Source organism: Myxococcus sp. MISCRS1, assembly GCF_026626605.1.
GTDB lineage: Bacteria > Myxococcota > Myxococcia > Myxococcales > Myxococcaceae > Myxococcus > Myxococcus fulvus.
In genome coordinates this window covers 9,408,953-9,431,308 of record NZ_JAPNKB010000001.1, presented here as the reverse complement: position 1 = coordinate 9,431,308, position 22,356 = coordinate 9,408,953, and the positions used below count along the sequence as shown (strand labels likewise).

The 22,356-nt window shown below is 70.2% G+C and carries 21 protein-coding genes; 3 read left to right on the top strand and 18 right to left on the bottom strand.

Annotated features, from left to right (window positions below):
- Window positions 1–2 precede the first annotated feature (2 nt).
- The 8 genes from tsaE to tilS all read right to left on the bottom strand — a co-directional run bounded on the left by tsaE (window position 3) and on the right by tilS (window position 9,679).
- The gene (gene tsaE, locus OWM54_RS37895; protein ID WP_267700531.1) at window positions 3–482 is read right to left on the bottom strand and encodes a tRNA (adenosine(37)-N6)-threonylcarbamoyltransferase complex ATPase subunit type 1 TsaE; all 480 of its coding nucleotides are present in this window, start codon (window positions 480–482) and stop codon (window positions 3–5) included.
- 31 nt (window positions 483–513) lie between these two features.
- On the bottom strand, window positions 514–2,049 hold the full coding sequence (locus tag OWM54_RS37890; RefSeq protein WP_223785558.1) for an NAD(P)H-hydrate dehydratase: 1,536 nt from the start codon (window positions 2,047–2,049) through the stop codon (window positions 514–516).
- A 4-nt stretch (window positions 2,050–2,053) separates the two neighbouring features.
- Complete coding sequence (gene acpS, locus OWM54_RS37885) at window positions 2,054–2,434, bottom strand: holo-ACP synthase (protein WP_141324197.1); 381 nt, start codon at window positions 2,432–2,434, stop codon at window positions 2,054–2,056.
- Window positions 2,435–2,440: 6 nt separating this feature from the next.
- Window positions 2,441–3,166, bottom strand: a complete 726-nt coding sequence (locus tag OWM54_RS37880) for a pyridoxine 5'-phosphate synthase (protein WP_141324198.1) — start codon at window positions 3,164–3,166, stop codon at window positions 2,441–2,443.
- Between the two features lie 108 nt (window positions 3,167–3,274).
- Window positions 3,275–4,669 (bottom strand): phosphoglucosamine mutase, encoded by a 1,395-nt coding sequence (glmM, locus tag OWM54_RS37875; RefSeq protein WP_141324199.1) that lies wholly within the window; start codon window positions 4,667–4,669, stop codon window positions 3,275–3,277.
- Window positions 4,670–4,899: 230 nt separating this feature from the next.
- Window positions 4,900–6,138, bottom strand: a complete 1,239-nt coding sequence (gene folP / locus OWM54_RS37870; RefSeq protein WP_267700530.1) for a dihydropteroate synthase — start codon at window positions 6,136–6,138, stop codon at window positions 4,900–4,902.
- Between the two features lie 131 nt (window positions 6,139–6,269).
- Window positions 6,270–8,186 carry an ATP-dependent zinc metalloprotease FtsH gene (ftsH, locus tag OWM54_RS37865; RefSeq protein WP_223747530.1) on the bottom strand — a complete coding sequence of 639 codons (1,917 nt, stop codon included), beginning with the start codon at window positions 8,184–8,186 and terminating at the stop codon, window positions 6,270–6,272.
- Window positions 8,187–8,362: 176 nt separating this feature from the next.
- A complete protein-coding gene (tilS, locus tag OWM54_RS37860; RefSeq protein ID WP_267700529.1) occupies window positions 8,363–9,679 on the bottom strand; it encodes a tRNA lysidine(34) synthetase TilS in 1,317 nt (438 codons plus the stop codon).
- A gap of 499 nt (window positions 9,680–10,178) precedes the next feature.
- Here tilS and OWM54_RS37855 point away from each other — a divergent pair, with 499 nt between their 5' ends.
- Both OWM54_RS37855 and OWM54_RS37850 read left to right on the top strand, forming a co-directional pair.
- Window positions 10,179–10,382 (top strand): TIGR04563 family protein, encoded by a 204-nt coding sequence (locus tag OWM54_RS37855; RefSeq protein ID WP_015350409.1) that lies wholly within the window; start codon window positions 10,179–10,181, stop codon window positions 10,380–10,382.
- Window positions 10,383–10,389: 7 nt separating this feature from the next.
- Complete coding sequence (locus OWM54_RS37850; protein ID WP_141324203.1) at window positions 10,390–10,668, top strand: TIGR04563 family protein; 279 nt, start codon at window positions 10,390–10,392, stop codon at window positions 10,666–10,668.
- Between the two features lie 26 nt (window positions 10,669–10,694).
- On the opposite strand, the gene OWM54_RS37845 is transcribed toward OWM54_RS37850, so the two are convergent.
- Window positions 10,695–11,534: a 5'-nucleotidase C-terminal domain-containing protein gene (locus OWM54_RS37845; protein WP_046714520.1), complete on the bottom strand. Its 840-nt coding sequence runs from the start codon at window positions 11,532–11,534 to the stop codon at window positions 10,695–10,697.
- Complete coding sequence (locus OWM54_RS37840; RefSeq protein WP_267700528.1) at window positions 11,534–14,515, bottom strand: TonB-dependent receptor plug domain-containing protein; 2,982 nt, start codon at window positions 14,513–14,515, stop codon at window positions 11,534–11,536. Before OWM54_RS37840 ends, OWM54_RS37845 begins: the two co-directional genes overlap by 1 nt.
- 117 nt (window positions 14,516–14,632) lie before the next feature.
- Here OWM54_RS37840 and OWM54_RS37835 point away from each other — a divergent pair, with 117 nt between their 5' ends.
- Window positions 14,633–16,189: a ChaN family lipoprotein gene (locus OWM54_RS37835; protein ID WP_267700527.1), complete on the top strand. Its 1,557-nt coding sequence runs from the start codon at window positions 14,633–14,635 to the stop codon at window positions 16,187–16,189.
- Between the two features lie 54 nt (window positions 16,190–16,243).
- Here the strand turns inward: OWM54_RS37835 and OWM54_RS37830 are convergent, their stop codons facing one another.
- From OWM54_RS37830 to OWM54_RS37795, 8 genes are all read right to left on the bottom strand, one after another.
- The gene (locus tag OWM54_RS37830; protein WP_267700526.1) at window positions 16,244–17,134 is read right to left on the bottom strand and encodes a hypothetical protein; all 891 of its coding nucleotides are present in this window, start codon (window positions 17,132–17,134) and stop codon (window positions 16,244–16,246) included.
- 329 nt (window positions 17,135–17,463) lie between these two features.
- Window positions 17,464–17,862: a hypothetical protein gene (locus OWM54_RS37825; RefSeq protein WP_267700525.1), complete on the bottom strand. Its 399-nt coding sequence runs from the start codon at window positions 17,860–17,862 to the stop codon at window positions 17,464–17,466.
- A 136-nt stretch (window positions 17,863–17,998) separates the two neighbouring features.
- Window positions 17,999–18,532 (bottom strand): hypothetical protein, encoded by a 534-nt coding sequence (locus OWM54_RS37820; protein ID WP_248545268.1) that lies wholly within the window; start codon window positions 18,530–18,532, stop codon window positions 17,999–18,001.
- 102 nt (window positions 18,533–18,634) lie between these two features.
- On the bottom strand, window positions 18,635–19,429 hold the full coding sequence (locus OWM54_RS37815; protein ID WP_248545269.1) for a class I SAM-dependent methyltransferase: 795 nt from the start codon (window positions 19,427–19,429) through the stop codon (window positions 18,635–18,637).
- Window positions 19,419–20,195 carry an SDR family NAD(P)-dependent oxidoreductase gene (locus OWM54_RS37810; protein ID WP_267700524.1) on the bottom strand — a complete coding sequence of 259 codons (777 nt, stop codon included), beginning with the start codon at window positions 20,193–20,195 and terminating at the stop codon, window positions 19,419–19,421. Before OWM54_RS37810 ends, OWM54_RS37815 begins: the two co-directional genes overlap by 11 nt.
- Before the next feature lie 153 nt (window positions 20,196–20,348).
- Entirely contained in the window at window positions 20,349–21,176 is an 828-nt protein-coding gene (locus OWM54_RS37805) for a 3-keto-5-aminohexanoate cleavage protein (protein WP_141324211.1), read from the bottom strand.
- Window positions 21,173–21,571 (bottom strand): hotdog fold domain-containing protein, encoded by a 399-nt coding sequence (locus OWM54_RS37800; RefSeq protein WP_141324212.1) that lies wholly within the window; start codon window positions 21,569–21,571, stop codon window positions 21,173–21,175. Before OWM54_RS37800 ends, OWM54_RS37805 begins: the two co-directional genes overlap by 4 nt.
- Window positions 21,568–22,353 carry an OAM dimerization domain-containing protein gene (locus tag OWM54_RS37795; protein ID WP_141324213.1) on the bottom strand — a complete coding sequence of 262 codons (786 nt, stop codon included), beginning with the start codon at window positions 22,351–22,353 and terminating at the stop codon, window positions 21,568–21,570. The genes OWM54_RS37800 and OWM54_RS37795 overlap by 4 nt, the downstream gene beginning before the upstream one ends.
- Window positions 22,354–22,356 lie beyond the last annotated feature (3 nt).

Genomic DNA, 22,356 nt, shown 5'->3' with positions numbered 1-22,356 from the left:
CGTCAGGGCAGCCAGGACGTCAGCAGCGCCGAGGCCCGGGCCCCGAAGGCCTGGGCCTCCAGGGTGCGCGAGTCCTCGCCCGCGTGGGCCAGCGTGACGCGCAGGTGCTCGCGAGGCGCGGCCTCCGGCACCCGGTCCAACCACTCCACCAGCACCGCGCCCTCGCCGCCCACCAGGTCCATGAAGCCGGTGGCGTAGAGGTCGTCGTAGCCCGTCAGGCGGTACAGGTCCGCGTGGTACAGCGGGATGCGGCCGGAGTACGGGTACACAATCGCGAAGGTGGGGCTGGCCACCTCGGAGCGAGGCACGCGCGCGCCCTCGGCCACGCCGCGCACCAGGTGCGTCTTGCCCGCGCCCAAATCGCCAATCAGGCCCACGAAGTCCCCCGGCTCGAGCAGCTCGCCCAGCCGGACTCCGAGCCGATGGGTCTCCTCGGGCGAGGCCAGCGTCACGCGCCGCTCCACCGTGTTGGCCTCGCTCATCGCCGCACCTCGCTCGACAGCACCGTGTCGCTCATCGCTCCCACCGCAGCCACACCTCGCAGAGCCCCTGCTCGATGAGGTCCCCCGCCACCAGGCCCAGCTGCCCGCGTCGCGCCGCCGCCAGGTCTCCGGCGAGGCCATGCGTGTAGACCGCCGTCCAGATGGCGTCGGGCAGCGGGAAGGCCTGCGCCAGGAGCGCGCCGCACACGCCGGACAACACATCCCCGGAGCCACCCGTGGCCATGCCCGGGTTGCCCGTGGTGTTGATGAACACCCGGCCATCCGCGTGCGCGGTGAGCGTGCGGTCCCCCTTGAGCACCACCGTCGCGTTGAGCCCGGCCGCCAGTCGACCCACGAGGTCCAACCGGTGTGACTGGACCTCCTTGGTGGACCTGCCCGTCAGGCGCGCCATCTCGCCCGGGTGGGGCGTGAGCACGACGGGCCCCTTGGCGCGGCGGAGCACGGAGAGGTCCTCCGCCACCGCGTTGAGCGCGTCCGCGTCCAGCACCGCGGGCAGCTCCACGCGCGAGAGCAGCTCGCCGATGAGCCGGCCCGTCTCGGGGCCCCGGGGGATGCCCGGACCCATCACGAGCGCGTCCTTGCCCTCGGCCGCCGCGAGCAGCGCGTCCAGATCCCCCAGCCCCAGCGGGCCCGAGCCGTCCAGGGGGATGCCCATGATTTCGGCGGAGTGCGACTGCACGGACTCCAGCGCGTCGCTTCGCGTGGCCACCGTGACGAGCCCCGCGCCGGAGCGCAGCGCCGCCTTCGCGACCAGCGCCGCGGCGCCCGTCTTCCCCCGGCTGCCGGCGACCACCAGCACGTGCCCGTAGGTGCCCTTGTGCGTGTCCGCCTTGCGCGCGGGCAGCGTGCGGCGCGCGTCGGCCTCCTCCACCACGAACAGCTCGGCGCCGGTGATGTCGCGCGACGCCGCGCCCCCCATGCCGATGTCCACGCGGTGCACGCGGCCACACAGCGAGGCCCCGGGCTCCAGGACCTGGCCCGGCTTGAGGAAGCCGAAGGCCACCGTCGCGTCCGCCTCCACGCAGGGAGAGAAGGGCTCGCCCGTGTCGCTCCGCAGACCGGACGGCACGTCCGCGGCCACCACCTTCGCGCCCGCGCGTCGCCACCGGTGGAGGGCGGAGATGGCCTCCGCGAACGCGCCCGCCGGCGCCCGGCTCAGCCCCGTGCCGAACAGCGCGTCCACCACCACGTCGCCCGTGGAGGGAGGCTCCACCGACTCCAGCGCGAGCGCCGAACCACCGAAGCCCCGCAGCGCCTCCAGGTTGCGCTTCGACTCGGGCGTCAGCTTCGCGGTGTCGCCCACGAGCGTCACCGAGACGCGCGCGCCGCCCTCGAGGAGGAAGCGCGCCGCGACCAGCCCGTCGCCGCCGTTGTTGCCCGGTCCACACACCACCACGAAGCGGCCATCAGGCCCCGCGAGCTTGCGCGCCACCTCCGCCAGCCCCCGCCCCGCGTTCTCCATCAGCAGCGCGGAGGGCATCCCGTGGCGCTGCTCGGCGGCCTCTTCGGCCTGACGCATCTGGGCGGCGGTGAGGACGCGCAGCATGGCTTCACTCCCCTTTCGACTGCAGCACCACCGTGGCGGCGGCCACGTCGGCGTCGTGGGTCAACGCGAGGAAGGCCTCCAGCCCCCGGGCCTCCATCACCTCGAGCGCCACGCCGGACAGGCCGAAGTACGGCGCGCCGCCCTCGCGACGCACCTCCATGTCCTTCCAGCGGATGCCCGGCGGCGCGCCCAGGGCCTTCACCAGCGCCTCCTTGGCCGCGAAGCGCGCGGCGTAGGCGCTGGCCGCGTCGTGACGCTGGCCACACAGGGCGCGCTCGTGTTCGGTGTAGACGCGGTTCAGGAACGGCTCCGCGCGAGGCCCGTCCAGGATGCGCTGGATGCGGGAGATGGAGCAGATGTCCAGACCCAGGCCCCGGATTCCCATGGCGCGCTATCCCGGGTTGCGCATCAGGTCGAGCATCTCCCGGACCGCCCGGTCGAAGCCCACCAGCACCGCGCGCGCGACGATGGCGTGGCCGATGTTCAGCTCGTCGATCTCCGCGATGCGGGCGATGGGCTGCACGTTGTCGTAGTTGAGCCCGTGGCCCGCGGCCACGCCCAGGCCCAGCTTGGTGCCCGCCTTCGCCGCGTCGACGATGCGCGCCAGCTCCCGCGCGCGCTCCTTCTCGTTGCGCGCCTCGCAGTAGCGGCCCGTGTGCAATTCAATCCGGTCCGCGTTCACCTTGTGCGACGCGCGCACCTGGTCCAGGTCCGGGTCGATGAACAGCGAGACGGTGATTTCGCCGTCCTTGAGGTTCTTGATGATCTTCGCGACGTGCTCGCGCTGGCCGGCGACCTCGAGCCCACCCTCGGTGGTGAGCTCCTCGCGGCGCTCGGGCACCAGCGTCACCACGTCCGGCTTGTGCTCGTAGGCGATCTTCACCATCTCCGGGGTGGCCGCCATCTCCAGATTGAGCAGCGTCTGCGTCGTCTCACGCAGGATGCGCAGGTCGCGGTCCTGGATGTGGCGGCGGTCCTCGCGCAGGTGGATGGTGATCTGCTGCGCGCCGGCCAGCTCCGCCAGCGCGGCCGCCGTCACCGGATCCGGATACGTGGTGCGCCGCGCCTGCCGCAGCGTCGCCACATGGTCCACGTTGACACCCAGTCGCTGTCCCATCGACCGCACCTCGCTTGACGCGCGGTGCCGGGATTGTCGGGGGCCCCGGCACGCGCTGGCCCCTCTAATCGCGGCCAGCGTCCGGAAGTCAACCGTCGTGAACGCCGACTAGCGGTTGAGCGCCTTCGCCAGGGCGTCGGCGATGTCCTTCGCGTAGGCCTCGTTGCGAGCGGCGTCCTCGCCCTCCACCAGCACGCGCGCCTTGGGCTCGGTGCCGGAGAAGCGCACCAGCACGCGGCCGGAGTTTCCGAGCTTCTGCTCCACGGACTTGATGACCTTCATCACGTCCGGCAGCTCCCCCAGCTCCTTCTTCTGCTTCACCACCACGTTGACCAGCGTCTGGGGCACGGGCTCGAAGATGGAGGCCAGCTCGCTCAGGGGCTTGCCCGCGCGGCACATCACCGCGAGCAGCTGGAGCGCCGCCAGCGTGCCGTCCCCCGTCGTGGTGTGGTCCAGGAAGATGAGGTGGCCGCTCTGCTCGCCGCCCAGGTTGTAGCCGTTCTTGCGCATCTCCTCGACGACGTACCTGTCACCGACGCGCGTGCGAGCCACCTTCACGCCCCAGCGCGCCACCGCGCGCTCCAGGCCGACGTTGCTCATCACCGTGGAGACCAGCACCTTCTTCTTGAGCTGCTTGCGCGCCACCAGCTCGCCGGTGCAGATGGCCATGATGGCGTCGCCATCCACGACCTTGCCCTTCTCGTCCACGACGATGAGCCGGTCGGCGTCACCGTCCAGCGCGATGCCCAGGTGGGCGCCGTGCTTGAGCACCGTGCGCGCCAGGTTCTCCGGGTACAGCGCGCCGCACTTGTGGTTGATGTTCTTGCCGTCCGGCGAGACGCCCAGCGTGATGACCTTCGCGCCCAGCTCCTCCAGCACCGCGGGCGCCGTCTTGTAGGCCGCGCCGTTGGCGCAGTCGACGACGATGGTCATCCCCTCGAGCGTCAGCTCGCGCGGGAAGGTCGCCTTGAGGAACACGATGTAGCGGCCCCGCGCGTCCTCCATGCGGAACGCGCGGCCAATCTTCGTCGCCGTGGGACGGATGGAGTCGATGGCGCCCGTGGACAGCAGCTCTTCGATCTTGCCTTCCGTCTCGTCCGGCAGCTTGAAGCCGTCGCGCCAGAAGAACTTGATGCCGTTGTCCTCGTACGGGTTGTGGGACGCGGAGATGACCGCGCCCGCGTCCGCGCGCATGGACGTGGTGATGTTGGAGATGCCCGGCGTCGGCAGCGGACCGACCAGCTCCACGTCGACGCCCATGGACGTCAGGCCCGCGGCCAGCGCCTGCTCGAGCATGTAGCCCGACAGTCGCGTGTCCTTGCCCACGATGACGCGGTGGCGGTGCGGTCCATTGCGGATGAGGTACGCGAGCGCCCGGCCGAGCTGCATCGCGACTTCCGCTGTCATCGGGTAGACGTTCGCCTTTCCGCGAACCCCGTCCGTGCCGAACAGCTTCTGCGACGCGCGCTCCTCCTTGGGAGGCATGTTCATCCTGTACGCCATGGCTTTCCGCTCCACCTTTCCCACGCCGGGCCTTCGCCGGTCGCTCGACGTCGGGGCTTATACCCCGCCCACCGCCGGGGCTCGAAGGTAGGGCCCCGATGCTCCCCCGGCAACGGCCCGGGCTTGCAGGCTGTATCACCGTTGAAGGTCAGTGCGAAAACGATACCAGCCCCCGCCCCACGCCTACACGCGGCTCCACCGCCGCCGTGTGGCGCGCGGCCCACGCCGGCTCAGCGTCCGAGCAGGGTCCCTCCGTCGCGCGCCACGCGAATCGCATCCGCCACCAGGAGCGCGTCGCGAGCCTCCGCCACGTCGTGCACCCGGACGATGTCCGCGCCGCCCAGCACCGCCATCGCCGCCACGGAGCCCAGCGTCGCCGCCAGACGCTCGCCCGCCGGCTTGCCACCCGTCAGGGCGCCGAGGAAACCCTTGCGGCTGGTGCCCACCAGCAGGGGCAGCCCGAGCACGCGCAGCTCCCCCAGCCGTCGCAGCAGGTAGAGGTTGTGGTCGAACGTCTTGCCGAAGCCGATGCCCGGGTCCAGCAGGATGCGCTCGCGCGGCACCCCCGCGGCCGCCGCCACGGCGGAGGAGTCCTCCAGGTACGTCAGCACCTCGTCCACCAGGTCCTCGTACGACGGCGCCTGCTGCATCGTGCTGGGGGTCCCCTGGATGTGCATCAGACAACAGGCGGCGCCGAACTCCGCCACCACGCGGGGCAGCTCCAGGTCCGTGCGGAAGCCGGTGATGTCGTTGATGAGGTGCGCGCCCGCCTGGAGCACCTCGCGCGCCACGGCCGACTTGGTGGTGTCCACCGACAGGGGCACGGCGGTGCGGGCCCGCAGGCCCTCGATGACCGGCAGCACCCGGGCCACCTCCTCCTCGGCCAGGACGGCCCGTGAGCCGGGACGCGTGGACTCACCGCCGATGTCCAGGAGGTCCGCGCCCGCCTCCGCCAGCGCGAGCCCATGCGCCACGGCCGCGTCGACATCCCGGTAGCGACCTCCGTCGGAGAAGCTGTCCGGCGTCACGTTGACCACGCCCATGAGGTACGTACGCGAGCCCCACTCGAAGGTGCGCTCGCCGAGCACCAGCGGCGTCGGCGCCACGTGAGCGCCCAGGGCCCGCTCCAGCGCGCCCGCCAGCGCGATGAACTCGCCCCCTTCGACGCGGGCGAGCGCGATGAGCCGCTCGACCTGCTCACGGCGCCCGGACAACAGGCCCGCGCCGGGGCGGGTGCGAACATCGCCCGAGACCCAGGAGGGGAACTCCTCGCGGCCCGGCGCGTTCGAGCGCTCCGCCAGGCCCTGCAGGAACTGGCCGACCTCCTTCGGGACGCCGGTGAGCAGCCACTGGCCATGCGGCACCTTCTCCAACAGGTACTCGCGCGCGGGCGTGGGCAGCCCCATGCGACGCAAGGCCAGCGTCAGGTCCTCCGGACGGTCGACGCTGATGGGGCGGGCGCGAAGCATGGGCGAGGACTCCTGCGAGGGACGTGGCGTCCACCCTACCCCCTTGGCGCCGCCCGCCTCCCCACAAACGAAAAGGCCCTCCCCGGGGTGGGAAGGGCCTTCGTTCAGCGCCGCGTGGCGGCGGCCGGAAACTACGCCTTGTTCGGCTCCATCTTCGGCAGGCCCTCGAGCGCGTCGAGGATCTTCCGCTTGTCCTTCTTCTCCGTCGCCTTCGGCGGAGCATTCACCCGCGGGGGCGGACGCTCACGGGTGAGCTGGCCACCCTGCAGGAGGATGTTCACGTCCTCGGCGTCGAGCGTCTCGTACTCCACCAGGGCGTCGGAGACGCGCTTGAGCGCCTCCAGGTTCTCCGTCAGGAGGCTGCGACCCTTCTCGTAGCAGCCGACGACGATGCCGCGCACCTCGGCGTCGATCTGCCGCGCCGTGTCCTCGGAGTAGTCCTTGGACGAGTTGAAGTCGCGGCCCAGGAACACCTCACCGTCGCTCTTGCCGAACGCCAGGGGCCCCAGCTTCTCGCTCATGCCCCAGCGGCACACCATGGCGCGCGCCGTCTCCGTCGCCCGCTCGATGTCGTTCGCCGCGCCGCTGCTCATCTCGTTGAAGAGCAGCTCCTCGGCGATACGGCCACCCATGGCCATGGAGATCTGGTCCAGCATCTGCTTCTTGTAGCCGTTGACCTTGTCCTCGGTCGGCAGGCTCCACGTGACGCCGAGCGCCTGTCCACGCGGGATGATGGTGACCTTGTGGAGCGGGTCGCACCCCGGCAGCAGCTTGGCGAGCAGCGCGTGCCCCGCCTCGTGCACCGCGGTGTTCTTCTTCTCCTTCTCGGTCATGATCATCGAGCGCCGCTCGGGGCCCATGAAGACCTTGTCCTTGGCGGCCTCGAAGTCGCTCAGGTCCACGCGCTCCTTGTTCTGCCGCGCGGCCATCAGCGCCGACTCGTTCACCAGGTTCTCCAGGTCCGCGCCCGTCATGCCCGGCGTACCGCGAGCAATGACCTCCAGGTCGACCTCCGGCGCCAGCGGCACGCGGCGGGTGTGCACCTTCAGCACGCCCAGGCGGCCCTTCAGGTCCGGCCGCGGAACCACGATGCGGCGGTCGAAGCGACCCGGGCGCTGCAGCGCGGGGTCCAGCACGTCCGGACGGTTCGTCGCGGCGATGAGGATGACGCCGTCGTTGGACTCGAAGCCGTCCATCTCCACGAGCAGCTGGTTGAGCGTCTGCTCACGCTCGTCGTGACCGCCGCCCAGACCGGCGCCGCGGTGACGACCCACGGCGTCGATTTCGTCGATGAAGATGATGCAGGGGGCGTTCTTCTTGCCCTGCTCGAACAGGTCACGGACGCGGCTGGCGCCGACGCCCACGAACATCTCCACGAAGTCCGAGCCGGAGATGGAGAAGAACGGCACGCCCGCCTCGCCGGCGACCGCGCGAGCCAGCAGCGTCTTGCCCGTGCCCGGAGGACCCATCATCAGCACGCCCTTGGGGATGCGGCCGCCGAGCTTGGTGAACTTCTTGGGGTCCTTCAGGAAGGCGACGATCTCCTCGAGCTCTTCCTTGCACTCGTCCACGCCGGCCACGTCCGCGAACGTGACCTTGTTGTGGCTCTCGCTGAGCAGCTTGGCCTTCGACTTCCCGAAGGTCATCGCCTTGCCACTGCCGCCCTGCAGCTGACGCATGAAGAAGATGAAGAAGAGGAACAGGAAGACGACGGGCATCCACTGCCCGAGGATGGTCAGCCAGAGGCTGTTCTGCTCCTCCCGCTCATACTTGACGTCCACTCCGTTGTTGCGGAGCTGGTTGAGCATCGCCGCATCCGGCGCGGGCCCCGTCGTGCGGAACCGCTCGCTCGTGTCCACGAACTTGCCGGAGTAGGTGTTGCCCTTGACCGCCACTTCCTTGACCTTCTTCTCCTCCACCTTCGACAGAAGCTGGGTGAAGGAGGGCTCCTGGACCTGGTCGTTGCCCTGGGAGAAGAAGTTGTAGAAGGCGACGAAGAGGACGATCAGGATGACCCAGAGCCCGATGGTCTTGTAGGTCGAACGCACGTGTCAGCTGCCCTTTCGGTACTCGGCGGGTGAGGGCCGTGCCGGGAGAAACCCAGCCTTTTCAATCATTTGCCCGACACCAGGCGAGCTCCCAGTCGTCGGACCGTATCAGCAACAGCAAAAAGCCCTCAACTATTTAGGGGGCACGGCCAACCCCCGACAACACTCATTCCACTCTATAACGAAGGGTCCTGGTGATTGCTCGGACCCACGGGTGCGGCCCACAGGTAGTGTCCGGAAACCTCCGCCCGTGACGGAGGTGTCCACAGCCCTGGGAGCCACACCACGGTGCCCTCGGCGTCCAGCACCACCGGCCGCGAATCCCTCGACTCCGCGGGCACCCGAAGATCCACCAACACATCCTGCAGCCGGCGTTGTTTCTCGCCCGCGCGCACCCGGTCTCCCGGCCTGCGCGTCCGCACGGTCAGCGGCCAGCGGACATCGCGCGCCAGCGCCAGCCCGTGCGTGCCCGGAGGTGGCTCGCGCGACTCCACGCTGAAGCACCACCCCGTGCCCTCCAGGACGCCGGAGGCCCCCTGCCCCGTCAGCACCATGGCCCGCACCGAAGGCGTCCTCACCTCCGACGACGCCACGCAGCGCACCCGCCCGCCCGTGGCCCGGAGCCGCAGCGCGCGCCCCACCGTCGCCGAGCCTCCCTGCTCCACCGCCCGCAGCGCGCGCTCCACCATCGCCGCGTCCGCCACCACGTCGTGCGCGGCCAGCAGCCTGGCGAGCACCCTGCGCCGCAAGGGCACCTCCAGCGCGCGCACCGCCACCGCGTCCAGCGCGCCGTCGGCGAGCCGCACGCGCGCCCAGGCCGCGTCCGCCAGGTCGCTCAGCAGCGCGTCGTCCTCGGCCGCCAGCCGCGCGTACGACGCGAGCCGCGCGTCCACCGGGAAGCCCGCCGCGCGCGACAGGGCCGGCAGCGCGTCGTGTCGCACCCGGACGCGCAGGAAGGCGGGGTCGTCGTTCATCTCATCTGTCGCATAGCCGACGCCCTGCTCCTTCAAGGAGGCCACCAGCTCCGCCCGCGTCAGCGACAGCACCGGCCGCACCAGCGTGCCCCGCGCCTCGCGGATGCCCACCGCGCCCCGCGTCGACGCGCCCCGCGCCAGCCGCATCAGCAGCGTCTCCGCCTGGTCGCTCGCCGAGTGGGCCGTCGCCACCAGGGACAGGCCCCGCTCGCGCCGCACCGCCTCCAGGGCCTCGTAGCGCGCCTGCCGCGCGCGGGCCTCGAGTCCGGGGCCCCGCGCCAGGGCCAGCGTCCGCACGTGACAGGGCACGCCCAGCTGCTCGCAGAGCGAGCCCACGGCCCGGGCCTCCGCTCGGGATTCGGGACGCACGCCATGGTCCACCGTGCAGACCTCCACTCGCAGCCGCAGCCGCTCGCGCACGCTCGCCGTGCCGACGAGCAGGGCCACCGAATCCGCGCCTCCGGACACGGCGCACAACACGGACCGGCCCTCCAGTCCGAGGCGCGCATACGTGTCCATCAGCGTCCTCTTCAGCAACTGCGTCGCGGGTCCAGTGGGTGACATCTGCGGGGGCGGAATGGAATGTCGGGTAACAGGGTTACAGAGGCGCGCGCGGTTGAAGGCAGGGGGGTCGGTTCTTATGATCGTCACACCGGATGGGCGCGGTCGCGGAAGCGGAAATATGCGCGACACCGGGCGTTGTTGAGGGGACGGTCGACTTTTCAAGGTGTTGGACCTAGGGGTCCCCCCCCTCCCCCTCTGGGTCCACGGGTCCGCTGGGAGATCCACTCCCGGCGGTCCCTCTTTCCGAAACGCCCCGGTCCTCCCATCGCGAGGCCCGGGGCGTTTCCTTTTTCGCGCCCGGCTGGATACGTCAGGCGGCACTGAACATGTCCGAGCAGGGAGCCGACGGGCGCGGAATGAGTCGTCCTAAACCGTTGACCCTCTTGGGCGTCTGTCGGATAACGGCACCGGTGTGTTCAGGTCGTCACCTCGAATCCGCCCCGGAGACTCAAGTATGGCAGGCACCGACAAGCGCAAGCAGTCGCTGTACTTCCCCGAGGAGATGCTGAAGGAGATTCAGGAAGAAGCGAACCGACAGGACCGCTCTCTTTCCTGGGTTGTCCAGCAGGCGTGGAAGATCGCCCGCGAGCGCATCAAGTCGTTCCCCGCCGTCAACGACGTGACTGGCGACGAGCGCCAGGACCCGCGCGAGGAGTAGCGCAGGCATGGCCACCACCGACCATCGCAAGCAAAGCCTCTACTTCCCCGAGGACATGCTGGAGGAGATCCAGCGTGAGGCCACGCGGCAGGACCGTTCCCTGTCGTGGATCGTCCAGCAGGCGTGGAAGGTGGCGCGTGCCGAGATTCGGAGGATGCCGTCGGTCAACGACGTGCTGAGCGCGCCTGCCCGTCCCGCCGCCGTCGCGGCGAGCCCGGCGGCGACGCCCGCGGCCACCGCCACGTTGGTGGCGGCCGCTCCGAACCCGGACGAGCCGAAGTCCTGAAGGTCCCCGCGAACGGCCCCCGGCACTCAACCTCCGGCGGGCCGCGCGGGTCGTGCGCAGTTCGAGAACGTGATTCGCGGCTTCTCGGTGAGCGACTGCTCGGGTGAGGGGTGCATCTCCCGCAGGTACGCCGAGGTGATGTTCGCGTCCGTTCCTCCCAGCTTCCGCGCCTGCACCGGGAAGCGGTCCGGATTCTGTCCCGCGTTGCCGAACGCCTCCCCGTAGCCGTCACCGCCTCCGAGCAGGAAGCTGGGCATGGCCACGCGGTAGCGGATGCTCGCGTCGTCACGCGGCGGCAGGGGCACGCTCTGCCCGTTCACCGTCAGCGCCTCCACGCGCTGGCCCCGGGGGTTCGCGCAGTTGACGTGCATCGTGGTGCCTTCCGACAGGTGCAGGAAGGCGCCGGACGGCGACGCGATGAGCTCCCCTTCCCGGTAGAGGCTGCCCACGCTGTTCTCCATCATCTTCACCAGCTCCGTCTCGGTGAGGTCCACGGACACCACCAGGTTCTCGAAGAGGATGACCTCGTGGAGAACACCGTCGGTGAGCGGGCCCTTGCGCAGCGCCTGGCGCGTGAAGCACAGGCCCTCTGCTCGCAGCGAGCCGCCGTTGATGACGCCCAGCACCGCGGGCCGGGCCGAGCCGTCCTCCGCGTGGCGGAACGCATCCGCGGCGGCCTGCGCCAGCGCGTTGTTGTCGTGCCAGACGAAGGGCTTGTCGAGCAGGACGTCCTGGCCCAGGTAGCCGACGACGGCGTCGGGGTCCGCGACGAGCGGCTGGCAGGAGTCGTTGTAGGAGATGCACCCGGCCAGGGGCGAGGCCAGGGCGCACGCGAGCGCGGCGACGAGGGACTTGGGCAGTGGCATCAGAAGTGAGCCCTCACGGTGAGGTAGCCGGACATGCCCTCGCGCGGGAGGTTCCCGGTGACGCGGTCGGGCCGCGGCACGTCGTCGCGAAGGTCGTGGTCGAAGACGTTGTGCGCCACCAGCGAGACCTCCCAGATGTCCAGGATGGGTTCGGTGCGAATCTGCGCGGTGACCAGGCTGTAGGCGGGGATCTTGTAGCGGCGCACCAGCTCCAGCACGGAGCGGCTGTTGTTGCGGCGCTCGGCGCCCGTGCGCACCACCACGTCGAAGTTCACCCACGCGCCGATGGGCATGGACACGCCCGCGTTGAAGCGCGCCTGCGGCGTGTCGGTGAGCAGCCGCGACTGCGAGGGCAGCTCCATGTCCTGCGCGCGGGAGATGCTCGCGTTGAACCAGGCGTTGGCGCGCTTGGAGGCCTCCAGGCGGGCCTCGCCCTCGATGCCGTACACGCGCACGCCCAGCTCGCGGTTGCGCAGCGGGACGATGTTGCCGGACGTGTCCACCGGGACGATGGGCGACGAGAAGAGCTCCAGGTACGCGTTGGCGCGCAGCCGCACGCGCGCCTCGCCCGCGGACTGGATGAGGTCCGCGCCCAGCTCGAAGGTGTCCACGATGGCGGGCTGCAGGCTCGGGTTGCCCTCGAAGCGGCCCTGGTTGTAGTCAGTGTCGGGGATGCGCTCGACCAGCTCCTGCAGCGTGGGCGCGCGGAAGGCGCGGCCGTACAGGGCCTTGAGCACCAGCGCGTCCGTGGCGGAGAACACCAAGCCCACGCGTGGGTTGACGCGCGCCACGAAGCGGGTGCCGGTGATGTCGCCGCTCGTCCCCACGGTGGGCAGCTGCGTGGCATCCACGCGCACGCCGAAGGTCAGCGTCAGCGGGGCGATGACGGTCCACTGGTCCTGCGCGAAGGCGCCCACCGTCAGCCGACGGGACGCCGCGCCGCCGGCCAGCTCCAGCAGGTCCGCCAGGCCCTCGGGCGTGGTGAAGCCGCCCGGGCGCACGCGCGCGTCCAGCGTGTAGTTCGTCTCGTAGGTGTAGTCGCCCAGCGACTGCTGCTCCACCACCGCGCCCACGGACAGGCGGTTGTTGGACGACAGGACGATGTCCGCGTCCACGCCGCCGGTGAGCGAGCGCACCGAAATCTGCGTCTGCTCCCGCAGGCCGTTGTCGAACAGCTGGTTCGAGTCCGGACCGGTGCGGAAGTTGCGAGGCGTGATTTGAAAGAGGCGGTCGGTGGTCTGCTGGTCGAAGCCGGCGCGGGCGCGCAGGAGAATCGACGAGCCGATGTTCTTCTCCCAGTGGACGTCCGCCATGAGCACGTTCCACTTCAGCTCGGAGTCCTCGGCCACGACGTCGAACAGGCCCAGCAGCGCGGTGCGGTTCTCGGAGAGGTAGCGCACGGAGGCGGCCAGCCGTCCGGCGTCGCCCATGGAGTACGTCGCGCCGCCGCCCACGTTGAGCAGGAAGCGGTCATCGCGCGTCCTGCCGGCGGGGTCCTCCACCGAGCGCAGGCCCTGGGAGGTGGACTCGTCATCCAGGCCGTCGTGCTCGATGATGTTCGCGTCGCCGGACTGGTTCCACACGTCCACGTCCGCGAACAGGCGCAGGTCCCCGAACGTGTGCCCCGCGGAGGCGTGCCCGTTGACGGTGACGGCCAACCGGTCGTCCTTCTCCGGGAAGCCGCCCGCGGACACGGCCGTGCGGACTCCGTCCGAGGTGTCCGTGACGATGTTGACCACGCCCAGGAACGCGCCCGCGCCGTACAGCGCGGAGCCCGGGCCACGGATGACCTCGATGCGCTCCAGGTTCTCCACCGGCAGGTTCATCAGCGCCTTGCCGTCGAAGAAGTTGTTGAGCCGGTGGCCGTTGAGCAGGAACAGCACCTCCGCGTCGTTGCGCAGGCCGCGCACCGCCGTGCGGTGGAAGCCCTGCACGTCGCGGCTCACGGTGAGGCCGGGCACCACGTCCAGCACGTCCGCCACCGTGCGCGCGCCGAGCACGCTGATCTGCTCGCGGTTGAAGGACGCGCCGATGGCCGGCACCTTGCGGACCTTCTCCTCGTGACGCGTGGCCAGCGCCAGCGTGTCCTCGGCGCTGTAGAGGGCCAGGTCGTCCTCCAGCTCTGTGCGCTGTGGGGCCGCAGGCTCGCCACGCGAGGAGCCCGTGTCACGGGACGTGTCGCGCGTGGGCGACTCCCGGGTGACGCTCGGCTCGCGCGCGCTCACGGCTTCGCGTGAGGGCGACTCGCGCGAGGTCACCGCATCGCGTGAGGGCGACTCGCGCGACGGCTGCGATTCGCGCGTGGGCGCGTCTCTCGAGGTCGATGAGGTATCGCGAGACGCACGCGAGGAATCGCGCGACGTCGCGGACGTCCCCTTCGGCGGAGGCGTGGACGACCCGCGCGAGTCCCGGGAGTTCTTGGGCGTCGGCGGTGGAACCCCCTCGTTCAGGTCCGCGGTGAGCGCGGCCATCGAGTCATCGTCATCGGAGGACGACGGACGCGGGCGCTCCTGGGTGGCCGGCGTCCGCGTGCTGGGACGCTCGTCGACGGTGGCCAACGGAGGAGGCTCGGACGCGCCGGGCTTGCGCGCGGACGCCGGCGCCTCTCCGGCCACGAGCACGCGGGCGGGCCGCGACGCGGACTGGAAGATGGCGATGCGCTCGCCGTCGGCGGTGAGGCCCTCGACGTAGTACTCGATGCCAGGAGGCACCATGTGCTCGGGAGGGATGACGGCGCGATACAGGTCGCCGTACTGGCGCTCCATCGGCACGCGGGCGAACGGCTCTCCCGGGCCCCGGTAGCGCACCTGCATCTCCAGGATGCGTGCGCCCTCCACGAGGGTGCCGTCGAGCCGCAGCGGCACGTTGGCCTCCGCGCGTGCCGGAGCGGAGTGGAGAAGAGAAGGCTCCTCGGCACGGACAGGCACCGCCAGGAAGAGCACGAGGCTGAGGAGGGTCGCGCGAGCGAGTGTGTTCTTCAAGCTGACGCAGATGGTCCATTGAGGCCCTCCCCGAGTCAAGGAAGGGGGGCCCGAGGGCCAGAGCGCCGCCGATTTTTTGCCGGGTCTCCGAGGCCGTGCGAGGGATCGCCGCACTCCATGCGCGACTCGCTCGCCCTGCACCTTGCCCTCTTCCGTCGACAGCGGGCACAAATCGCCCGCGTGGTGGACGGGCAGACAGATGCCTTCCGCTCCTACGAGGCCCGCTACCGGCGGCGCACCGCCAGCTATCGGCGCGTCCTGCCGCTGAGCGACGTCCACCAGCGCGTGCGCGCCTCGGACGTGGTGTACGTGGGCGACTACCACACGCTGCCCCTGGCCCAGCAGACGTACCTGGACCTCGCGGAGCGCGCCCTGTCCTCGGGCCGCCGCGTCGTGCTCGCCCTCGAGTGCATCGAGGGGCGTCACCAGGCCTCCATCGATGCGTGGGGCTCGGGGCGCCTGTCGGAGCGCTCCCTCTTCGCACGCCTGGGTGCTGGCACGGAGGGTGCGGGCTTCGGCCCAGGAAGCGCGCCGCGTGGCCTGCTCGCCTTCGCCCGCAAGCACCGCCTGGAGGTCCTCGGAATCGACCGGCGGGCCCAGGGTGAGCGCTCGCTCGCGCTGCGCGATGCCTACGCCGCCGAGCGCATCGCCCGCGCCGCCCGCGCCGAGGACCGTCCGCTGATCCTCGTCCTGGTGGGCCAGTACCACATCGCGCCGTGCCACCTGCCCGCGCAGGTGGAGCGGGCCCTGGGTGAGACCCAGCGTCGGGGCCTGGTCGTCTACCAGAACGCGGAAGGCGTCTGGTGGAAGCTGGCCCGCGACGGGCAGATGGGCTCGGCCGAGGCGGTGGAGCTGGCCGACGACACCCTGTGCCTGCTCAACGCCTCCCCTGTCGTCTGTCAGCAGAGCTTCCTGGATTACCTGGAAGCCGAGGCGGGAGATGCGCCGTTGATGGACCGGGGCGCGTCGGAGCGGTTCCGGGAGATGGCGGCGCTCATCGGTCGACTGGCGGGTGTGCCGGTGGGTCGCGCACTGGAGTCGGTGGAAGTCACCACGGTGGCGGACGGCGACGTGCTGGCGCGCATCCAGCGTCGGGGGCGCTTCACGCAGACGGAGCTGTCGCAGCTTCGTCGGCACATCCTGTCGCGGGAGAGCAGCTACATCCCGCGCGCGCGCACGGCGTACCTCGCTTCGTTGTCGCTGAACCACGCGGCGGAGGAGGCCGCGCACTTCGTGCGGCACTGCGCGGTGGGCAGCGCGATGGAGGAGCCCCGCACGGCGTCGGAGGCGTTCTACGCGCGGTGCATGGAGGAGGCGCTGGGCTTCTTCGGCTCGCGGCTCGTCAATCCCCGGCGCACGTGCCTGAACCTGGCGGACTGGGTGCGGCGCTTCGGCGAGACGCGAGGCGTGGACCGACAGGTCTCCGCGTTCGTGCTCGCCCACGCGGCCGCCGAGTTGGAGGCGCCCGAGGAGGCGGTGAAGCTGCTGCCCCTGCGCAAGGACCGGCTGTTCCATGGCGTCAGCCACGGCCTGGGGTACCTGCTCGGCGACAAGCTCTACCGCGCCTTCGACGCGGGACAGGTGGACAAGGCCGAGGTCCGCGCCCTCTTCCGCGACCCGTTCGTGGACGCGCGCGCCGCGTACTTCACCTGGGCGGAGCGCCTGCGCGACTGAGAGGCGGTGGCGCCCGGCATCCCCTTCTCCCAGGGTGACGGGCGCCGGCCTTCATCAAGGTGTCTCGAGCGTGCCATCCGGATTGAGGACGCGGACAATCTTCTCCTCGGTCACGCTGACGACGTGGACCGCTCCCTCTCCCGTCAGGACATAGGCCGTGTTCGACTCCAGGGAGACCACGACCAGCACGCCGAGCAACCCGGGGTAGAGCATCATCAGCGCCAGCTCCGTCTCGAGCGGTCCCTCGAAGAGCAGATGGTCGTGCGCGACCCCCTTGTCCGAGCCTCCTGGCAGTTGCTCGGAGTCGACCTCCAGGACGCTCGTGTGGAGCTTCACCTGCTCGACCACGCGCCGGCCATCCGCGGAGAAGCGGAACCGGAAGTCGCCACCGAAGTACAGCATCCCCCGCTCACGGGTTCCCTGGAGCGTGTAGACGGTGAGCTCTCCCGATTCCTCGCCGAGCACCACGGGGTTCACCCTCTTCCGTCCGAAGGTCTCCACCGTGATGCGCTGCGCGGTCGCCACCGCGCGAGCCTGCGGACTGAAGTCCTTGGGAAGCGACTCGACGGGAACGCGCTCCATCCGAGCGGGCTCTTCGAGTGGTGCCTTCCAGGCGAGCGACGGGATGAAGTCCTCGTTCTCATCCAGGCTTCCGAAGAGCCCGTACCAGGCTCCTCCATGAGACGCGGTGACATTCATCCGCCTCCGAGCCGGTTCCACCCCGTGGTCCTTCGTCGCCAGGAAGGCATCCGTGGCGGCGATGGCCGCGTTCTCCGCGGCCACGATGGCGCGAGCGCGCGCCTGCACACGCATCAACTCCGCGTCGTCGACCCGAGCCCGTGAGGGTGACCGCGCTTTCACATCACCCGGGGACACACTCCTCGCCGGAGCCCCACAACCGAAGACGACGAAGAAGACGAACGACACGACCACCAGCATGCGCATGAGAGACCTCGCTCCAAGTTGTCGAGGTCCTTCAGTGTGAGGGACGCGCCCGGCAGCGTCATCGTGTCCGCGGCGACGTGATGAAACGATGATGAGCGGGTCTCAGCCACGGCGTGGTTCATCACGAATGCTCGCGAGGCCATGATGAAACGATGATGAAAGAGGCCTCGCGTGCCGCGGGAGTCATCCGCACGGCCAAGGCTCTCGGCGCCCCTTTCACCTCGAGTTCCACCACCGTCCCCTGCCAGACGTCACGGTGTCCGACCACCGCGTCAGGACCTCGACGCGGTCCGGTATGGCCCGACACGCGACAGTCGCAGACGCACCGCTCAAGTCTTCGTGGGCGCGGTGGCCTTCAGCGCGGCCTTCACCTTCTCGTGGAAGGCGCGGAAGCGCTCGCGGCCCTGCTGCCGCTGCTCCTCGGTGAGCTTCCCGCCGGAGACCTCGCGCATCGCCTTGCGCTCCTCCTGGAGCTGCTTCGCCTCGGCCTTGAACTGGTCCGCCTGCGCCTGGGTGAGCCGCCCGTCCACCACCGCGCGGTCCAACCGGTGCTCCATCCGGGCCAGCTTCCGCTCGCCCTTCATGCCCCGCTTGCCATGACGGCCGTGCCGCTCGCCGCACTCGGCCGCCTTGTCCTCCGCCGCGGGCGCCGCGCTCTGCGCGAACACCGGGGTGGCCAGCAACAGCGACGCCGTGACGAAGGACCGCATGAGGAAATTCTGACGCATGGTGAGACGCTCCGTGGGTTCGAGGAGCACGAGTCCAGCCCTGCTCGCGCCCTGTTGCCTTGGAGAACCCCACGCGAAAGCGAAGGTTAAATCCCGCCCCGGCGCCACACCGGAGCGGGCCTGCCCGCCTGGTCTGCTACTGCTCCGCCACGCAGTCGTTGAGGGGGAAGGACAGGTCATGCCGAGGCGTCTGCCCCGGGTCCTGGTTCACGACGGTGACTTCCAACAACTGGTCCGACGTCTCGATGGGGTTGGCGAACACCAGCGACTGCCGGGTGAGCTTCGCCGACGACATGAACGCCTTCGTCGTCGAGCCGTTGGCGTCACGACGCCAGCAGTTGGCGATGCGCGGGTCCGACGCCGCGAAGTTGCAGGACGTGTACTGCCCCACCACCTCGCGCTTCAACCGGATGCAGCGGCAGTCCCAGGGGTCGTACTCGAGCGTCGCCACCACGCCCTCGAACCCCGTCGCCGTCTCCTTCAACTCGAAGTAGCTCCCGTCCTGCGTCGTCTCGCAGTACAGCCGCACGTCACCCACCGCGCGGTCCTTCTTCTCTTCCAGCGCCACGCCCTCCCGCGACGTCACCGGCGAGGCCGACGGCTCACACCCCACGCCCAGCAGCGCGAGGCTCACGACACAGAACGAGGAGAGATTCCTGGGGGTACGCATATGCGCTCCTTGCGGGACGTCCTGGGGCATCCAGGACAGCCCGCATGGGAGTCCCCTCGGACTCCACGGCGCAATGAACTTCCCCGTTCCTGGGACGAACGGTTACGGGAGGGGGGGCTTCACGGCGCGGGTGGCGATGAAGCCATCGATGTACTCGGAGAGCTTGTCGCCCGGACCGTAGCCGTCCTCGAAGAAGCCGGTGAGGACGAAGCCCGCGCGGAGCTGTCCGCCAATCTGGTCCTCCAGGGAGTGGCCCACGCTGAGCGGCTCGTGCTTGTCCGTGTACCGGCGCCGCTCGGCCTCCGTGAGGCTGGTGAAGTCCGAGTACGGCATCTTGTACTTGAGCTGCATCACGCCCTGCTCTTGCAGGTCCGGATCGAGCAGGAAGATGAGCGGGTTGCAGAAGCCCGTCAGGAGCGCGCCACCGGGCCGCAGCACGCGGAACGCCTCGCGCCAGACCGGCTGGATGTCGTCCACGAAGCCGTTGGAGCACGGGTGGAAGATGAGGTCGAAGCCGCCGTCCTCGAAGACGGACAAGTCCCTCATGTCCCCCTCCTCCAGTCGCAGCGTCAGTCCCTCGCGCTCGGCCACCAGCCGGTCCTGCCCCAGCTGCGCCGGCGAGTTGTCGAGCACCGACACCTTCGCGCCCGCCGCCGCGAGGATGGGCGCCTGCTGTCCACCGGAGCCCGCCAGACACAACACGCGCTTGCCAGCGACCTCGCCGAACCACTCGCGAGGAACAATCTTCGTCGGCGTGAGCAGGATGCCCCACTCGCCCTTGCGCGCCGCCGCGATGACCTCCGGCCCCACCGGCACCGTCCACCGGTTGCCCAGGGACACCTGGCGGTTCCAGGCGTCGCGGTTGTGCTTCCGTACATCGATGGCATCAGTCGTCATGTAGCACCCGTCCTTCCATGCCTCCGGCGACGGTGACGACCTCACCCGTCACGTGGCCGGAGACGAAATCCGACGCGAGCATCACCACCGCGCGCGCCACGTCCTCGGGCTGGCCCACCTTGCGCAACGACATGGTGCGCGTCACCCGCTTCACGAACCCCTCCGCCTTCAGCTTGTCGCGGTTGCGGTCCACTTCCGTCCAGCCGGGGCACACCGCGTTGACGCGGGCCCCCGGCGCGATGCGGCCCAGCTCGTTCTTGAGGCTGCGCAGGAATCCGCTCGCCAGCGCGCCCTTGGCCGCCCCGTAGTCGGCGTGTCCCGCCTCGCCGAACAGGCCCGCCGTCGAGCTGACGATGACGATGTTGCCCACGCCCGTCGTCTTCACGTGGCGCAGGAAGGCGCGGCAGCACAGGAAGACACTGTCCAGGTTCTCCGCCAGCGTGCGGCGCCAGCGCTCCAGCGACATCTCCCACACCGGCACGTCCGGGGCCGGGTACACGCCTGCGTTGCACACCAACACGTCCAGTCGGCCCAGCGCCGCCACCGACGCGGGCACCAGCGCGTCCACCTGGGCCTCCACCGTCAGGTCCGCGCCCACCGCCGCGCCGCCCACCTTCCCCGCAAGCTCGCGCGCCTTGGCCTCGCGGGAGTGGTAGTGCACCGCTACCTTCGCGCCCTCGGCGGCGAAGGCCTGGACGATGGCCGTGCCGATGCCACCCGCGCCGCCCGTCACCAGGACGCCCTGCCCCTTCAGCTCCGTGTCCATGCGTACGACTCCTCGGAAGTGAGTGGGACCCTCACGCGCCGGAGTCCGGGCGAACGAGCGGCGTCCGGCGAACGCCGACGCGAAGGGGCCCAGGTTGCTGACATGTTCTGGAAAGAAAACCGCCGACACACTTGAGTGTGTCGGCGGCGGGGTTCAGCTCAGTCGCAGCAGCTTGCGAGCCTGCTCGGGAGTCGCGGGCTCCCGGCCGTGGGCCCGGGCCCTTCTGGCGGCCTCGGCCACCAGCTCCCAGTTGCCCTTCGCGAGCACGCCCTTGGACACGTAGATGTTGTCCTCCAGGCCCACCCGCGCGTTGCCGCCGCGCTTCGCGGCCTCGTCCACGAACGCGAGCTGGAAGCGCCCCACGCCCGCCACCGTCCAGGTGCTGCCCTCCGGCAGCGAGGCGATCATGAAGTCCAGCACCTCCGGCCGCGCCTGCAGCGTGCCCGGCACCCCGAGCACGAAGTCGAAGTGCGCGGGCAGGTCCACCAGGCCCTCCTTGGCCAGGTAGCGCGCCTCGTCGATCATGCCCACGTCGAAGCACTCCAGCTCCGGCCGCAGCCCGAGCGCGCGGATGCGCTTGGCGATGTCACGCACCAGCGGGCGGGGATTCCAGAAGACCTCCTCGCCGAAGTTGACGGTGCCCGTGGTGAGCGTGGCCATGTCCGGCCGGTCCTCCCCCGTCAGCGTGAGCGGCCCGCAGCGCTGGTCCACCGTCATGCCCACCGCACCACCGGTGGACGTCTGGATGAGCACGTCGGTGCGCTTGCGGATGGCGCGGATGGCCGCCCGGAACAGCTCCGCGTCCTGGGACGGCTTGCCGTCGGGCGTGCGCACGTGCAGGTGCACCATGGCCGCGCCGGCCTCGCGGCAGCGCGCCGCGTCCTCGGCGATCTCCTCCGCGGTGATGGGCAGGTGCGGCGTCTGCTCGCGCGTCGTCTCCGCGCCCACCATCGCCGCGGTGATGACCATGGGAGTGCTCATCGCTGACCTCGCTGCTTGTCCTTGGGAACCACGCAGGTGCCCGAAGCACGGCACACGACGATGGGCTCCGGCAACAGGTCCGCCGCCGAGTCATTCACATCCGGACGCGGGCGGATGACCTTGCGCGCCTCGAAGCGCATCTTGCGCGACGTGTTGCCCGCGCTGACGATCTCTCCCTCCGCCTCGATGAAGTCCCCCGCGTACACCGGCGCCAGGAACTCCACCGAGTCGTACGCGCGGAACAGGCCCTCGTCGCCGTCGGCCCGGATGCACAGCTCCGTGGCCACGTCGCCGAACAGCCCGAGCATCCGCGCGCCGTCCACCAGGTTGCCGCCGTAGTGCGCGTCGTGGCTGCTCATGCGCAGGCGGATGATGGCCTTGGTTCCCGTGCTCATGAGGGCTCTCCCTGGTAGTGCATGTCCTGGGGCTCCTTGCCCAGCTTCTTCAGGAGCGCATGGACGATGTAGTTGGCCACGTCGGAGGGCTTGGTGCCCGGACCGAAGCCCGCGTCGAAGCCCAGCTCCAGCGCCAGCTTGTGGTCCACGCGCGGGCCGCCCAAGAGCAGCTGCACCTTGCCGTGGATGCCCGCCGCCTTGGCCGCCTCGATGAACTGGCGCGAGTTGTCCTTGTGCACGTCGCGCTGGGTGACGACCTGGCTCACCAGGATGGCGTCGGCGTTCTTCGCCATGGCCCGCTTGATGAGGTCCTCGTTGGGCACCTGGCTGCCCAGGTTGAACGCCTCGAACCCGGGGTAGCGCTCCAGGCCGTAGTCGCCCGCGTAGCCCTTCATGTTCAGGATGGCGTCAATGCCCACCGTGTGCGTGTCGGTGCCGGTGCACGCGCCGAACACGACGATGCGCCGGGCGACCTTCTCCTTGATGAAGGCGTTGAGGTCGTCGAAGGACATCTTCTTCACGACGACTTCGGGCACGTCGATTTCGGCGTAGTCCAGCGTGACGCCCGAGCGGGCGTACACGATGAAGAACGTGTAGCTGTCCGCGGCGCGCTCGGCGGCGGCCACCTTCACGTCGGTGAACCCCATCTTGCGCGTGAAGACGGCGGCGGCCTCCTTGGCCTTCTCCGACAGGGGCACCGGCAGCGTGAACGACAGCTGCACCACGCCGTCGTCCCGCCGGTCTCCGTAGGGACGGATGATCTGCTTGCTCGGCTTCACCATCGC